This window comes from Nonomuraea sp. NPDC049655, assembly GCF_044465465.1.
Classification (GTDB): Bacteria; Actinomycetota; Actinomycetes; order Streptosporangiales; family Streptosporangiaceae; genus Nonomuraea.
On the sequence record NZ_JBITLS010000010.1, the window covers coordinates 177,074 to 189,923 of the forward strand.

At 73.8% G+C, this 12,850-nt stretch carries 18 protein-coding genes; 13 read left to right on the forward strand and 5 right to left on the reverse strand.

Going from position 1 to position 12,850, the window contains the following annotated elements:
- Nucleotides 1–52 precede the first annotated feature (52 nt).
- The 6 genes from ACIBQ6_RS30540 to ACIBQ6_RS30565 all read left to right on the forward strand — a co-directional run bounded on the left by ACIBQ6_RS30540 (nucleotide 53) and on the right by ACIBQ6_RS30565 (nucleotide 4,259).
- Complete coding sequence (locus tag ACIBQ6_RS30540) at nucleotides 53–727, forward strand: chitosanase (RefSeq protein ID WP_358285570.1); 675 nt, start codon at nucleotides 53–55, stop codon at nucleotides 725–727.
- Between the two features lie 50 nt (nucleotides 728–777).
- On the forward strand, nucleotides 778–1,290 hold the full coding sequence (locus ACIBQ6_RS30545) for a hypothetical protein (protein WP_358285567.1): 513 nt from the start codon (nucleotides 778–780) through the stop codon (nucleotides 1,288–1,290).
- Between the two features lie 28 nt (nucleotides 1,291–1,318).
- The gene (locus tag ACIBQ6_RS30550; RefSeq protein ID WP_397216084.1) at nucleotides 1,319–1,924 is read left to right on the forward strand and encodes a cyclodeaminase/cyclohydrolase family protein; all 606 of its coding nucleotides are present in this window, start codon (nucleotides 1,319–1,321) and stop codon (nucleotides 1,922–1,924) included.
- Nucleotides 1,921–2,748: a bifunctional 5,10-methylenetetrahydrofolate dehydrogenase/5,10-methenyltetrahydrofolate cyclohydrolase gene (locus tag ACIBQ6_RS30555; RefSeq protein WP_358285564.1), complete on the forward strand. Its 828-nt coding sequence runs from the start codon at nucleotides 1,921–1,923 to the stop codon at nucleotides 2,746–2,748. The genes ACIBQ6_RS30550 and ACIBQ6_RS30555 overlap by 4 nt, the downstream gene beginning before the upstream one ends.
- 29 nt (nucleotides 2,749–2,777) lie before the next feature.
- Nucleotides 2,778–3,464, forward strand: coding sequence for a type 1 glutamine amidotransferase (locus ACIBQ6_RS30560; protein ID WP_358285562.1), 687 nt, complete (start codon nucleotides 2,778–2,780; stop codon nucleotides 3,462–3,464).
- Between the two features lie 129 nt (nucleotides 3,465–3,593).
- Nucleotides 3,594–4,259: an endonuclease V gene (locus ACIBQ6_RS30565; RefSeq protein ID WP_397216087.1), complete on the forward strand. Its 666-nt coding sequence runs from the start codon at nucleotides 3,594–3,596 to the stop codon at nucleotides 4,257–4,259.
- Between the two features lie 92 nt (nucleotides 4,260–4,351).
- On the opposite strand, the gene ACIBQ6_RS30570 is transcribed toward ACIBQ6_RS30565, so the two are convergent.
- Both ACIBQ6_RS30570 and ACIBQ6_RS30575 read right to left on the reverse strand, forming a co-directional pair.
- On the reverse strand, nucleotides 4,352–4,723 hold the full coding sequence (locus tag ACIBQ6_RS30570) for a hypothetical protein (protein WP_358285557.1): 372 nt from the start codon (nucleotides 4,721–4,723) through the stop codon (nucleotides 4,352–4,354).
- A 172-nt stretch (nucleotides 4,724–4,895) separates the two neighbouring features.
- A complete protein-coding gene (locus ACIBQ6_RS30575) occupies nucleotides 4,896–5,549 on the reverse strand; it encodes an NAD(P)-binding domain-containing protein (protein ID WP_352361254.1) in 654 nt (217 codons plus the stop codon).
- An 89-nt stretch (nucleotides 5,550–5,638) separates the two neighbouring features.
- Between ACIBQ6_RS30575 and ACIBQ6_RS30580 the strand changes: the two genes are divergently transcribed.
- The 4 genes from ACIBQ6_RS30580 (at nucleotide 5,639) to ACIBQ6_RS30595 (ending at nucleotide 7,466) form a co-directional block, all read left to right on the forward strand.
- Nucleotides 5,639–5,995: a winged helix-turn-helix transcriptional regulator gene (locus tag ACIBQ6_RS30580; protein WP_397216089.1), complete on the forward strand. Its 357-nt coding sequence runs from the start codon at nucleotides 5,639–5,641 to the stop codon at nucleotides 5,993–5,995.
- An 81-nt stretch (nucleotides 5,996–6,076) separates the two neighbouring features.
- Nucleotides 6,077–6,295 (forward strand): hypothetical protein, encoded by a 219-nt coding sequence (locus ACIBQ6_RS30585; RefSeq protein WP_358285553.1) that lies wholly within the window; start codon nucleotides 6,077–6,079, stop codon nucleotides 6,293–6,295.
- Nucleotides 6,296–6,603: 308 nt separating this feature from the next.
- Complete coding sequence (locus tag ACIBQ6_RS30590; protein ID WP_397216342.1) at nucleotides 6,604–7,212, forward strand: TIGR00645 family protein; 609 nt, start codon at nucleotides 6,604–6,606, stop codon at nucleotides 7,210–7,212.
- Between the two features lie 119 nt (nucleotides 7,213–7,331).
- Nucleotides 7,332–7,466, forward strand: a complete 135-nt coding sequence (locus tag ACIBQ6_RS30595) for a hypothetical protein (RefSeq protein ID WP_352361246.1) — start codon at nucleotides 7,332–7,334, stop codon at nucleotides 7,464–7,466.
- A gap of 119 nt (nucleotides 7,467–7,585) precedes the next feature.
- Here the strand turns inward: ACIBQ6_RS30595 and ACIBQ6_RS30600 are convergent, their stop codons facing one another.
- Nucleotides 7,586–8,389: an HAD hydrolase family protein gene (locus ACIBQ6_RS30600; RefSeq protein WP_397216091.1), complete on the reverse strand. Its 804-nt coding sequence runs from the start codon at nucleotides 8,387–8,389 to the stop codon at nucleotides 7,586–7,588.
- A gap of 50 nt (nucleotides 8,390–8,439) precedes the next feature.
- On the opposite strand from ACIBQ6_RS30600, the gene ACIBQ6_RS30605 reads away from it, so the two are divergent.
- On the forward strand, nucleotides 8,440–8,823 hold the full coding sequence (locus ACIBQ6_RS30605) for a hypothetical protein (protein ID WP_358285550.1): 384 nt from the start codon (nucleotides 8,440–8,442) through the stop codon (nucleotides 8,821–8,823).
- Nucleotides 8,824–8,845: 22 nt separating this feature from the next.
- Here ACIBQ6_RS30605 and ACIBQ6_RS30610 read toward each other — a convergent pair whose 3' ends face one another.
- The gene (locus ACIBQ6_RS30610) at nucleotides 8,846–9,322 is read right to left on the reverse strand and encodes a DUF2283 domain-containing protein (RefSeq protein WP_358285548.1); all 477 of its coding nucleotides are present in this window, start codon (nucleotides 9,320–9,322) and stop codon (nucleotides 8,846–8,848) included.
- A 127-nt stretch (nucleotides 9,323–9,449) separates the two neighbouring features.
- Here ACIBQ6_RS30610 and pyrF point away from each other — a divergent pair, with 127 nt between their 5' ends.
- Nucleotides 9,450–10,256 carry an orotidine-5'-phosphate decarboxylase gene (gene pyrF / locus ACIBQ6_RS30615; protein WP_397216094.1) on the forward strand — a complete coding sequence of 269 codons (807 nt, stop codon included), beginning with the start codon at nucleotides 9,450–9,452 and terminating at the stop codon, nucleotides 10,254–10,256.
- On the opposite strand, the gene ACIBQ6_RS30620 is transcribed toward pyrF, so the two are convergent.
- A complete protein-coding gene (locus ACIBQ6_RS30620; protein WP_397216344.1) occupies nucleotides 10,237–11,913 on the reverse strand; it encodes a 2-isopropylmalate synthase in 1,677 nt (558 codons plus the stop codon). The genes pyrF and ACIBQ6_RS30620 overlap by 20 nt on opposite strands.
- Before the next feature lie 202 nt (nucleotides 11,914–12,115).
- Here ACIBQ6_RS30620 and ACIBQ6_RS30625 point away from each other — a divergent pair, with 202 nt between their 5' ends.
- Nucleotides 12,116–12,814, forward strand: coding sequence for an FCD domain-containing protein (locus ACIBQ6_RS30625; RefSeq protein ID WP_352361236.1), 699 nt, complete (start codon nucleotides 12,116–12,118; stop codon nucleotides 12,812–12,814).
- The last annotated feature ends 36 nt before the right edge of the window (nucleotides 12,815–12,850 follow it).

The window sequence follows — 12,850 nt, forward strand, 5'->3', positions numbered from 1 at the left end:
GACCTGCGTCTCCCCCGCAGACCTCAATAACCCACACAAGAAGGACATCGCCATGCAGCTGGTGTCCAGCGCGGAGAACTCCTCGCTGGACTGGAAGGCCCAGTACGGCTACATCGAGGACATCAAGGACGAACGCGGCTACACCGCGGGCATCATCGGCTTCTGCTCCGGCACCGGCGACATGCTGGAGCTGGTCGAGCTCTACACCCGGCGCAAGCCCTCGAACGTGCTGGCCAAGTACCTGCCCGCGCTGCGCAGGGTCAACGGCACCGACTCCCACAAGGGCCTCGGCAAGCCGTTCGTCAAGGACTGGAAGAAGGCCGCGGCCGACCCCGTCTTCCGGCGGGCCCAGGACCACGAGCGCGACCGCGTCTACTTCGACCCGGCCGTCCGCCGGGCCAAGAAGGACGGCCTGCGGGCGCTCGGCCAGTTCGCCTACTACGACGCCATGGTCATGCACGGCCCCGGCTCCGACAAGCTCAGCTTCGGCGGCATCAGGAAGGCCGCGCTGGCCAAGGCAGCCTCCCCCGCCCGCGGCGGCGACGAGGTCGCCTACCTCAACGCGTTCCTCGACGCCAGGAAGGCGGCGATGAAGGCCGAGGACGCCCACGACGACACCACCCGGGTCGACACCATGCAGCGCGTCTTCCTCAGGAAGGGCAACCTCGACCTCAGGCCGCCGCTGACCTGGAAGGTGTACGGCGACAAGTACACGATCAAGCACTGATCCGGCGATCAGGGTAGGTTGGTGCACAAGCCGAACAAACGGGGTTGATCATGTCCAACGGTGCCCGTCATGGTCTGGGAGTGGTCGCGGGGCTGCTCCTTCCGCCGCTGATCGCCGCCTGCCTCATGTACGGCATCGGCGAGCTCGGCCTGACCATGGCCACGCGGTTCAGGGTCTCCTGGATCGGGCTGGCCGTGATCGCGGCGGCCGGGGCCGGTCTGGCGTTCCTGGCCGGCTCGCGCCTGTCACCGATCGCCTCGCTGCTCGGCGGACTGGCCTACACCGCGCTCGGCCTGGTGCCCGCGGTGGAGCTGGGCGCCGGGTTCCGCGTCCTCCCCGACGGGCTGGTCACCGGCAGCCTGGGAGCGGGCCTGCAGACCACGATCTACACCGGGGTCATGCTGTTCCTCGGCGTGGCGCTGCTGGTCGTGTCGGCCTTCCCGTCGCGGTGGCGGTCCCCGGCGCGGCCGTCGGCCTACGCCTCCGAGTACGGCTCGGCGGGGTCGCCGTACCTGCCGCAGGGCACGCCGCACGACGTCACCAGGCCGATGCACCGCGAGTGAGCCCGGCCGGGCCTGGCAGAATGCGGCCATGCGCGACTCGAAGATCGTCGACTTCCTGGCCGAGCTGGCCGACAAGGTGCCCGCCCCCGGCGGCGGGGCCACCGCCGCCCTGCACGCGGCCCAGTCCGCGGCGCTGCTCGGCATGGTGGCCCGCTACACCACCGGCGAGCGGTACGCCGAACACGCCGAGACGGTCACCGCGGTGATCGAGGAGACCGACGCCCTCCGCGCGCGGACGCTGCGGCTGGCCGAGGAAGACGCGGCCGCCTTCACCGCGGTCTCCGACGCCTACCGGCTGCCCAAGGGCGAGGAGCGCAGCGTCTCCATCGCCCGCGCCCTGGCCGGCGCGGCCGAGCCCCCGGCCCTGGTGGTGGCGGCCGCCACGCGCCTGGTCGAGCTCTGCGAGCTGCTGCTGCCGATCGGCAACCGCAACGTCGTCACCGACGTCGCCGCCGCGGCCGAGGCCGCCCGCGCCGCGCTCACCACCGCCCGGGTGAACGTCGAGGTCAACCTGCGGGGCATCAAGGACGAGCAGGTCCGCGAGGAGCTGACGGCCCGCCTGGCGGGCGTCGAGACGGCCGTCGCCACGGCCGACCGGATCACCGCCGGGGTACGCGAGGAGATCGCCCGATGAGGACGCTGACCGGCCGCGACCTGGCCACCGCGATCAAGGCCCAGACGCAGGCCGAGGCCGCCGCCGGGCCGCAGCCCAGGCTGGCCGTCGTGGTGGCGACGGCCGACGAGGCCAGCCTGTGGTACGTCCGCTCGATCGCCAAGGCCGCCGCGGGCGTCGGCGTCGCCTGCGACATCGTCGACCTCGGCGCCGACGCCGACCCCGGCAGGATCCACGAGACGCTGGCCGGGCTCAGCGCCGACGACGCCGTCCACGGGGTCATGCTCCAGACGCCGCTGCCCGCCGGGGCCTCGGCGCAGGAGCTGGCCGCCGCCATCGACCCGCGCAAGGACGTCGACGGCGCGAACCCGCTCTCGCTCGGCCGCCTGGCCGCCGGGCTGCCCGCGTTCCCGCCCGCCACGGCGGCGGCCGTCATGGCCCTGCTCGACCACTACGAGGTGCCGCTCGAAGGGCGGCGGGCGGTGGTCGTCGGCCGCTCGACCGTGGTCGGCAAGCCGCTGGCCCATCTGCTGCTCGACCGGCACGCCACGGTCACCGTCTGCCATTCGCGCACCCGCGACCTGGCCGCCGTCACCGCCGGGGCCGAGGTGCTGGTGGCCGCCGTCGGCCGCGCCGGGCTGATCGGCGCCGCGCACGTCGCGCCCGGCGCGGTGGTCATCGACGTGGGCACCAACCCGACCGACGACGGCGGGCTCACCGGCGACGTCGACTTCGCGGCGGTCGCGGAGGTGGCCGGCGCGCTGACCCCGGTGCCCGGCGGCGTCGGCCCGGTGACGACCGCGCTGCTGCTGCGCCACACCGCCCGCGCGGCGAACCTGCCCTGAGCCCCGACATCCGAGAGTGGAGACCATCGATGGGTGACGTCCTGATCGTGCAGAACAGCAGGAGCGGCGGCCCGAGCCGGCTCGGCGACTGGCTGGAGGAGGCCGGGTTGCGGCTCGACGTGGTGCTCGCGCACGAGGGCGCCCCGCTGCCCGACCGGCTGGACCGGCACGACGCCATGATCATGCTCGGCGGCGGCTACCTGCCCTCCGAGGACGACCGGGCCCCGTGGCTGGCCGATGCCCGCCGGCTGGTGGGCCAGGCGCTGGCGGACGGCGTGCCGCTGTTCGGCATCTGCCTGGGCGGCCAGATGCTGGCCGAGGTGGCCGGCGGCGAGGTGACCGGCGACACCGGCGCGCCGGAGAACGGCAGCCTGCCGGTCACGATCCGGCCCGAGGCGGCCGACGACCCGCTGTTCCAGGGCCTGCCGCCGGTGGTGCCCGCGATCGAGCACCACAAGGACGCCGTCACCCGGCTGCCCGCCGGCGCGGTGTGGCTGGCCGAGACGCGCGCCTGCCCCTACCAGGCGTTCCGGGTGGGCGAGCGGGCGTGGGGGGTGCAGTTCCATCCCGAGGTGCTGCCCGCGCGCGTGCGCGAGTGGACGCCCGACGGCTTCGACCCCGCGGAGGTCTACGCGGGCGCGGTGGCCGACGAGCCGGTCTCCACGCCGATCTGGCGCGAGGTGGCGACCCGCTTCGCCAAGATCGTCCACGCCTGACCTACCGCCTTCGCAGTCGGAGGCGCTCTGCGGCCCGGCGTGCCCGACGGCCGGGGCGACCGGGGCGACCGGGGCGGGTGGGGCGGGCGGTGGCCGGGGCGTGGGATGAATGGCCCTAACGTGGGGGGAATGCGGGTAGACAGACTTCACGCCTGGCCGGCCGACGCGGCCGAGGCCGAGGCCGTCCAGGACCGGTTGCGCGGCCGCGTGGAGCTCGCCGGGCCCACGGACTTCCCTCTGGTGGCCGGTCTCGACGTGCACTACCACGGCGACGACGAGGTGACGGCGGCGGTGGTCGTCCTGGACGCGGCGACGCTGGAACCGGTCGAGCGGGCGGTGGCCCACGGCCGGGCCGCCTTCCCTTACGTGCCCGGCCTGTTCGCCTTCCGCGAGCTGCCCACCCTGGTGGAGGCGCTCGAACGGCTCGCCGTCACCCCCGACCTGCTGGTCTGCGACGGCCACGGCCTGGCCCACCCGCGCGGTTTCGGCCTGGCCTGCCATCTCGGCGTGCTGACCGGCCTGCCCGCGCTCGGCGTGGCCAAGACGCCGTTCGTGGGCGAGCACGAGCCGCCCGGCCGGGAGCGCGGGGACTGGACGCCGATCGTCCACGAGGGCGTCACGGTGGGCAGGGCGCTGCGCACGCGGCGGGACACCAGACCGGTCTACGTCTCCCAGGGCCACCGCATCGGCCTGGACACCGCCACGTCCCAGACCCTGCTGCTCACGCCGCGCTACCGCCTGCCCGAGCCGGTGCGCCAGGCCGACCACCTGGCCCGCCACCCCGCCGGGACCTGACCGCCCCCTCGACCGCCCCCGCCGGGAAGGCCGGCGCAGGGGGTCGGGGCAGGGAGTCGGCGCACGGAGTCGGCGCAGGTCAGCGGCGCAGGTCAGCGGCGCCAGGCCCAGGCGACGAGCCACACGCTGAGCCCGAAGATCGTCATGCCCAGCGGCACGTGCGCGGCCACCGCCCCCGACCCGCCGAGCATCGACTGCAGGAACCCGAGCAGCAGCACCCCAAGGCTGACCAGCGCGGGCCAGCCCGCGCCGCGCCCCGGCCGCCACAGCAGCACGGCCGCGACGAGCTGGAGCAGCCCGAGCAGGTGGACGGCGCCCGCCCCGGCCCCGTGCAGGCCCGCGCCGGCCCCGCTCATGAGCTGCCCCGCCGTGACGGCCTGCAGGAGCACCGACAACATGCTGAGCGTGGCGAGGGCCTTGAACGCGGTCAGATACCCGCTCCCCTTGACGACCTGGGTGACCACTGGACTCTCCTTCGACCTCGGGTGGACGCCCCCAGGATCGCGCCGCCGCCGGAGCCGGGCATCCGCCGCCCGTCGTCATCCTCGCTACGCCCAGCGTCGTACGCCCGCCGTACGCCCGCCGTAGGCCCGCGCGGGCTCACGCCGGGTTGTACGCTCACGCCGGGTCGTACGCTCACGCCGGGTCGTGCGCTCCCGAGGAGGCCAGCGGGGGCAGGATCGCCTGGGCGTCCGCGCCGCCGAACCAGAGCCCGATCACGAACGCGGCCGTCGCCTCCAGCTGCACGGCCCGGTCCAGGCCGCCGCCGTCCAGCGGGGTGCAGCCCAGGTCGCGGACCAGGCCCCGGACCAGGTCGAGCGCCCGGACGTCGTCACCGCACAGGGGCACCGCCAGCGGGCGGCCGCCGAACACGGGCGGCGTCATCCGCCACACGTCCACGTGGCACAGGTTGAACGCCTTCACCACGTGCCCGCCCGTGAGGTCGGCGATCCGGCGGGCGAGCGGACGCGTGACGTCGTACCTGTCGGGGGCGGCGGCGTTCGTCACGTCGATGATCGGCTTGCCGCGCAAGGCCGGGCCGGCGGCGGCCAGCACGTCGCCCAGCCCCGCCTCCCGGACGCCCACCATCACCACCTCGCCGGACGCGGCCGCCTCCGCCCAGCTCCCCCACCGCGCCCCCGGGCGGCCGGCCTGGGCGTTCATGCTCTCCGCGCGGGCACGGGCGCGCTCGGGGTCGCGTCCGCTGACCGTCACCTCGTGCCCGGCCCTGATCCACTGCGTGCCGAGCGCGTCGGCCATGCCGCCGGCGCCCAGAATCCCGATCTTCATGTCGTCCTCCGTGCTGCGAAAGGGCTTTACTAGGACAAGGACTCTAGAAATCCCGTCACGCACCGATCGGTGCCTATCGGAGGCGTTACGTGTTCCTCGCCGACTGCCAGGCCAGACTGGCCTTCGACCTGATCGCCAACACCTGGAACGCGGTCGTCGTCTGGTCGCTGCGCCACGGCCCGTGCCGTCCAGGGGAGCTGCGCGCGCAGATCGGCGGGATCAGCCCCAAGGTGCTCACGGAGACACTGCGCCGCCTGGAGTTCAACGGGCTGGTCGCCCGCCGGGCCTACGCCGAGGCCCCGCCCCGCGTCGAGTACGCGCTGACCGACCTGGGCCGCTCCCTGCTCGGCCCGATCGAGGCGTTCGGCGTGTGGGCCCACGACCACGCCGAGGACGTCATGGACGCCCAGGACCGCTGGACGGACTCGAACTCCCCCGCTTCATGAGGATTCTTTAACGCAGCGTTACTGAGTAATTACTCTGGGTAGCAAGTCGGTGGTTGATCCCACCATCCCCAGGAGGTACTCATGCCTGACGTCCAACGCCGCCGCGCCGCCGTCATCGGAGGCGCGCTGACCGCGGCCCTCGCCGCCGCCCTCTTCGCGGCGCCCGCGTACGCCGTCGTCGATCCCGCCACCGCGGTCCCGTGCGCGGCCGAGGCCGCCGCGGGCCTGGCCGCCCTGGTGGACCCGGCGGCCCCCCAGGCGCCGACCGAGATCCCCGCGGCGGGCTGCCTGCATCCCTGACCGGCCGGCCACCGCGCGGGCGGTGCAGCGAGCCACGCCGCACCCCCGCCACCGGCCCTGCCCCCCCTCCGACAGCTCCGACAGCTCCGACAGCGCAATCCCCGTGCCCGACCAGCAGCAGTCGAGGAGTCCCCATTGAAGTTCCGAATCCTGACCAGCGCAGCGGTCCTCGCTCTGGCGGCGGCGGCCGCCGTTCCCCCAATCGCCCTCGGGTCAGGGGGCCGAAACGATCCGGGGAACATCAATGTCCAGGCCATCGTCGACCGGGTCAACATCTTCACGTCGTAGTGAGGCCACCACAGTTGACCGTGGCCGAGGCCGGGTCCGCTCCCCGGCCGCGGAGCACGCTGGAGCACATCGGCTACGTCATGTTCCTCAGCCGGTGGATACAGGCGCCGCTCTACCTCGGGCTGATCGTCGCCCAGGTCGTCTACGTGTGGCGGTTCATGGTCGAACTCGCCCACCTGGTCGAACTCGGGTTCGGCGGCAACCCCCCGGAGACCACGATCATGCTGATCGTCCTCGGGCTCGTCGACGTCGTGATGGTCTCGAACCTGCTGATCATGGTCATCATCGGCGGCTACGAGACCTTCGTCTCACGGCTGCGCATCGACGGCCATCCCGATCAGCCGGAGTGGTTGTCCCATGTCAATGCAAACGTCCTCAAAGTCAAGCTGGCCATGGCGATCATCGGGATCTCGGGGGTGCATCTCCTGCAGATCTTCATCAACGCCGCCCGGCCGGCCATCACCGACAGGGAACTCGTATGGAAGACATTGATCCATCTCACCTTCGTGGTCTCGGCGCTGGCGCTGGCCGTGATGGATCGCATCATGGCGGGCGGGCGGCACGTCCAGCAGGCGCACCGGGACCAGCAGCCCGGCGGCGTCGCGCAGGAGCGGGTCGCCGCCGCCTAGCGATCGCACTGGCGGCCGGCGCGGGGCTGCTGGCCGGCGCGGGCTGGGCGGCGTCGGCGGCGCCGGCGTACGCCTCGGCCGCGGCGCCTGCCCAGGGGCCGCGGCCGCTCATCGGCGACGTGGTCGTCTTCAACGACGAGATCGTCGAGCCGGTGTCGCTCCCGGTGAGCACCTGCGGCGGCCTGCTGCCGGTGCTGAGCGGCGCCCCCACCGGGTGCGAGGGCACGTCCAGGGTGTCGGACGACGACGCCTGAGATCCCCGGCGCCCGCCCGCGGGGGCGGGCGGGCGCCGGACCCCGGCCGGGTCAGCCATAGAGGCGTTCGAGAACGTCGACCGGGTCAGCCGCAGAGGCGTTCGAGAACGTCGACCGGGTCAGCCGCAGAGGCGTTCGAGGACCTCGGCCACGCCGTCCTCGTCGTTGGAGGACGTGCGGTGCCCGGCCGTGGCCAGCACCAGCGGGTGGGCGTTGGCCATCGCGTAACCGGCCCCGGCGAAGGCCAGCACGGCCAGGTCGTTGGGCATGTCGCCGAACGCCACCACCTCGGCGGGCGCGACCCCGCGTGCCAGGCACAGCTCGGCCAGCATGCCCGCCTTGGTCACGCCCAGCGCGCTGACCTCCAGGAGCCCCGGCACCCCGGAGTGGGTGACCTCGGCCAGCTCCCCCACGGCCGCCGCAGCCAGGGCCGACATCTCGTCGAGGGTGTGCGCGGGCGAGAGCACCAGGAGCTTGACGATCGGCTCGCCGGCCTCGCACGCCGAGGCCACCTCCCGGTAGTGCGCCACGTCGTGCTCGACCCGTCTGGTGTAGCCGGCCTCGGTGAGCACGCCGGTACCGGTCTCGACGGCGAAGGCCGCCCCGGGCAGGGCCGCGGCCAGGCTGTCGGCCACCTTCCTGGCGGCCTGCGGCTCGATCGTGCGGCTGGCCACGATCCGCGCGGCGGCCAGGTCGTACAGGAGGGCGCCGTTGCTGCAGATCGCGAGGCCCGTCAGGCCCGCCTGGCCGGCGATGGCGTGGATGGAGCGCGGCGGGCGGGCGGTCACGAAGACGATCTCCGCTCCGGCGGCGCGGGCCAGGCCCAGGGCCTGCCGGGTGCGCGGGGAGACGACGCCGGCGGAGGTCAGGAGGGTGCCGTCGAGATCGGTGGCCACGATGCGGGGCGGGGTGGCGGAGGTCACGTCCCCACCGTAGATCCCGGCCGGGAGGGGGGCAGGAGTAGGGTGCCCTCGTGTCTTCCCTATCGGGGCGTTTCGCCCGGTCCGGACCGCGTCCGGACGACCGGGTCGCCTCCGTCTTCCGGTTCGCGTCGGAGCTGGTCGCCTGGGTCGCGGCGCCGTGGGCGCTGCTTCCCGGGTCGGTGTGGCAGGCCGTGTTGTCGGTCGTGGTGCTGATCGGGCTGCCGACGGTGTTCGCCACGCCCGGCGACAAGCGGGGCGTGCTGGTCGCCGTGCCCGGGTTCGTGACCGTCGGGCTGGTCGCCCTGCAGCTCGTGGTGGCGGTGGCGGCGGCGTGGGTGGCCTGGCACGCGGTCGTGGCGGCGGTGGTCACGGTGCTGGCGGTGGTCACCGTGGTGCTGGAACTGCCGCGCTGGCGCTGGCTGCTGACGGGCTGAGCGGTCGCGCGTCCGGTGGGTCTCAGAGGCGCATCTCGGCGGGGAGGCGGGTGGCGGCGTTGAGCAGCTCCAGGCCCAGCAGGTCGCCCGAGGCGCCGTAGTCGAGGACGGCGTCCTCCGAGACGGTCTGCCGTACCGCCTCACCTGGCACGATTTCGTGCTTCATCGCGATATAGGCGATGTCTTGTTCCTTGTTCCAGCTGACGTACACGGTCCGGGTGAGCTGGCGGTCCGGCGGGGCGTCGTCCGGCCGGAGCAGGCCCTCCTTGGCCTCGTGCGAGCCGGCCAGCGCCGCGCGCACCATGGCCAGCGCCACCTCGACCGCCTCCAGCGAGTCGCGCCCGGTCGCCCGGCGCTCGTGCTCCCATCCGGCCAGCCCGTCGATCCGGTACGGGCACGACCACTCCCCCGCCTCCTCGTACGGCATGCCGACGGCGACGGTCACCTCGCGCGGCGGGACGGTCTCCAGCACCAGCACCCGCTGGGCGATCTCGTACATGCCGCATCATCTACCCAGGCGCCCGCTTCCGGAAGACCCACGGCACGAGCCATATCATCCGGGGCCGATGCGTTCCGGCTTCCGGCGGCGGCGGGTTAGTGTGCGTTAGGGTCGCAAGGGGGCCTAGATGAACGAGTCGTTCGGCACACGCCTGCGTGCCAGGCTGGACAAATTCGGCCCGCTCTGTGTGGGCATCGATCCGAGCCCGGCGTTGCTCGACGCCTGGGGCCTCGACGACTCACCGGGCGGCCTTGAGCGCTTCAGCCGCACGGTGGCCGACACGATCAGCGACGTGGCCGCCGTGGTCAAGCCGCAGTCGGCCTTCTACGAGCGCTGGGGCAGCCGCGGCGTCGCCGTCCTGGAACGCACCATCGCCGACCTGCGCGAGGCCGGCACGCTGGTGCTGCTCGACGTCAAGCGCGGCGACGTCGACACCACCATGGCCGCCTACGCCGAGGCCTACCTCGACCAGGGCAGCCCACTGGCCGCCGACGCGGTGACGCTCAGCCCCTACCTGGGGTTCGGCTCGCTGGAGGTGGCGATCACCTCGGCGGTGGCCAACGACGCCGGCGTCTTCGTGCTGGCCCGCACCTCCAACCCGGCGGCGGCCGGGCTGCAGCAGCGGGTGGCCGACCTGGTGATCGCCGGGGCCGCCGCGGCCAACGCGGGTCACGAGCCGTTCGGGCCGGTGGGAGTGGTCATGGGCGCCACGCTGCCCGCGCTCGACCACTCCCTGGCCGACCTCAACGGCCCGATCCTGGCTCCCGGGCTCGGCGCGCAGGGCGCCTCACCCGCCGACGTGGCCCGGCTGTTCGCCCCGGTACGCGGCTCCGTCGTGCCGTCGGTCTCCCGGGCCGTGCTGGCCGACCCGCGCCGGCTGCGGTCGAGGACCCTGCATTACCGGGACGAGTGCGTCATGTACCTGACGTACTGAGCCGTTCGACGGCGGCCAGCACCGCCCGTACCGACGCGGTGAGCACGGAGGTGTCCTGACCGGCGCCCCAGCCGATCACGCCCCCGACCCGGGCCTCCACGTACGCGACGGCGCTGCTGCCCGTCCCCGGGTCCACGGCGTGCTCGGCGTAGTGCAGGACGTCGACCTCGACGCCGTCCCCGGCCAGCGCGGCGGTCAGCGCGGACAGCGGCCCGTTGCCGGTGCCGCGCAGCACCCGCCCCGACTCCAGGACGCCCTCGAACTCGTGCGTGCCCGGCGCGGTCTCGGCCGTGCGCCAGGAGGCGAACCCGGAGCGCTCGCCGGGCGCGATGTAGGTGGCGTGGAAGAGCGCCCGCAACTCGTCGGCGGTGATCTCCTCGCCGCTGTCGTCCGTGGCCCGCTGCACCGTCGCGGCGAAGTCGATCTGCAGACGGCGCGGCAGGTCGAGGCCGTGGCGGGCGCCCAGCAGGTACGCGATGCCGCCCTTGCCCGACTGGCTGTTGACCCGGATGACCGCCTGGTAGCCGCGCCCCACGTCGGCCGGGTCGATGGGCAGGTACGGCACCTCCCACGGCGCCTGCTCAGGCGGCACGCCCAGCTCGGCGGCCCGCGCGGCGTGGTGGGCCAGGCCCTTGCCGATGGCGTCCTGGTGGGTGCCGGAGAAGGCGGTGTAGACCAGGTCGCCGGCGTAGGGGTGGCGGTCGTGCACGGGCAGGCGGTTGCAGTGCTCGACGACTCGCCGGATCTCGTCGATGGCGGAGAAGTCGATCATCGGGTCGACGCCCTGGGAGTGCAGGTTGAGCGCGAGGGTCACCAGGTCGACGTTGCCGGTGCGCTCGCCGTTGCCGAACAGGCAGCCCTCCACCCGCTGCGCCCCGGCGAGCACGGCCAGCTCGGCGCAGGCCACGCCGGTGCCGCGGTCGTTGTGCGGGTGCACCGACAGGATCACCGAGTCGCGGCGGTCGAGGTGGCGGTGCATGTACTCGATCTGGTCGGCGTACACGTTGGGGGTGGCGATCTCGACGGTCGCGGGCAGGTTGTGGATCACCGGGCGGTCCGGGGAGGCGTCCCAGAGGGCGGTCAGCTCGTTGCAGATCTCCAGCACGTAGTCGGGCTCGGTGAGGTTGAACACCTCGGGCGAGAACTCGAAGCGCACGGGGAGCCCGTCGGCCAGGCGGGCGACCTGGCCGGCCGCGTCCAGGACGAGCTTGCGCAGGGCGTCGCGATCGTGGCCGAGCACCACGTTCCGCCAGGTGGGCGCGGTCGCGGTGTAGAGGTGCACGACCACGTCGGGAAGGCCGCGGATCGACTCGAAGGTGCGCTCGATCAGGTCCTGCCGGGCGGCGGTGAAGGCCACCACGGTCACGTCGTCGGGCACCGCGCCGGGCTCGGCCAGCTCCCTGAGGAAGTCGAAGTCGAGCCTGCTGGCCGACGGGTAGCCGACCTCGATCTCCTTGAAGCCCATGCGCACCTGGAGGTCGAACAGGCGTCGCTTGCGCGCCGGGTCCATCGGCTCGGCCAGCGCCTGGTTGCCGTCGCGCAGGTCGACCGGGACCCAGAGGGGGGCGGCGGTGATGCGGCGCGAGGGCCAGGCGCGCTCGCCGGTCAGGGGCACCTCGACCCGCTCGTGGGCGGGCCGGTAACGGTGAGAGGGCATCGCGCTGGGGCGCTGCCGGTTCCATGCGTACACGTCTTCGTTCCTTCTTCGGCGGTCGGACGACCGGCAGCACCTCGCACGCCGCGGCGGGGTGCCGGTCCGGTCAGGCCCCGCCGCGGCGGCCGAGAAGAAGGAGACCGTACGACGACATGGCGGCTACACTAACCACAACACAGGTCCTCAGACAACCTGAGAGGTAGATATGCCGCTCGGCGCCCTCCGCCGCAGCCCCCTGGTCGACCAGGCCGTCCAGCACCTGCGTGAGCAGATCACCGAGGGCCACTGGCCGGTCGGCACCCGGCTGCCCGGCGAGAACGCGCTGGCCAAGACGCTCGGGGTGGGCCGGTCCACGGTCCGCGAGGCGCTGCGGGCGCTGGCCGGGGCGGGGCTCGTGCGGGCCCGTCAGGGCTCGGGGGTGTTCGTCATCGCCTCGGAGCCGGCCGAGGACTGGCCGGCGCGGCTGCGGCGGGCCGCGATCACCGACGTGTACGAGGTCCGCATGATGGTCGAGACCCAGGCGGCCAGGCTGGCGGCGGCCCGGCGTACCGACGAGGACGTCGCGGCGATGGAGGCCGCGCTCCAGGCCCGCGAACGGGCGGCGGGCGAGGACGACGCGGCGTTCGTCGACGCCGACATCGCGCTGCACGCGGCGGTCGTGGCGGCGGCGGGCAATCCGGTGCTCACGGACCTGTTCGCCGAGTTCGCGCCGGCGTTGCGGGAGGGGCTGATCGACATGGTGGGGCTGCTGGAGCTGCGCGGGCACGACCGCAATCCGGGGCACGACGCGCACGCCGCGCTGGTGGCGGCGGTCCGCGACGGCGACGCGGCGGCGGCCGGCGACCTGCTGCAGGCCGAGCTGGAGCAGACCCTCGCCCGGCTGCACACGCAACCCGGCGCCTGACGACCGCGGGGGCAGGCGGTCCCGGCGGGCGGCAGG

Bases quoted from the DNA above. Each gene is read 5' to 3' on its own strand.
- ACIBQ6_RS30610 (WP_358285548.1), bottom strand. From the start codon at position 9,322: ATGTACGAGATCGCCCAGCGGGTGCTGGTGCTGGAGACCGTCCCGCCG.
- ACIBQ6_RS30560 (WP_358285562.1), top strand. From the start codon at position 2,778: ATGGGTGACGTCCTGATCGTGCAGAACAGCAGGAGCGGCGGCCCGAGC.
- ACIBQ6_RS30585 (WP_358285553.1), top strand. From the start codon at position 6,077: ATGCCTGACGTCCAACGCCGCCGCGCCGCCGTCATCGGAGGCGCGCTG.
- pyrF (WP_397216094.1), top strand. From the start codon at position 9,450: ATGAACGAGTCGTTCGGCACACGCCTGCGTGCCAGGCTGGACAAATTC.
- ACIBQ6_RS30620 (WP_397216344.1), bottom strand. From the start codon at position 11,913: ATGCCCTCTCACCGTTACCGGCCCGCCCACGAGCGGGTCGAGGTGCCC.
- ACIBQ6_RS30565 (WP_397216087.1), top strand. From the start codon at position 3,594: ATGCGGGTAGACAGACTTCACGCCTGGCCGGCCGACGCGGCCGAGGCC.
- ACIBQ6_RS30545 (WP_358285567.1), top strand. From the start codon at position 778: ATGTCCAACGGTGCCCGTCATGGTCTGGGAGTGGTCGCGGGGCTGCTC.
- ACIBQ6_RS30575 (WP_352361254.1), bottom strand. From the start codon at position 5,549: ATGAAGATCGGGATTCTGGGCGCCGGCGGCATGGCCGACGCGCTCGGC.
- ACIBQ6_RS30625 (WP_352361236.1), top strand. From the start codon at position 12,116: ATGCCGCTCGGCGCCCTCCGCCGCAGCCCCCTGGTCGACCAGGCCGTC.
- ACIBQ6_RS30550 (WP_397216084.1), top strand. From the start codon at position 1,319: ATGCGCGACTCGAAGATCGTCGACTTCCTGGCCGAGCTGGCCGACAAG.
- ACIBQ6_RS30555 (WP_358285564.1), top strand. From the start codon at position 1,921: ATGAGGACGCTGACCGGCCGCGACCTGGCCACCGCGATCAAGGCCCAG.
- ACIBQ6_RS30540 (WP_358285570.1), top strand. From the start codon at position 53: ATGCAGCTGGTGTCCAGCGCGGAGAACTCCTCGCTGGACTGGAAGGCC.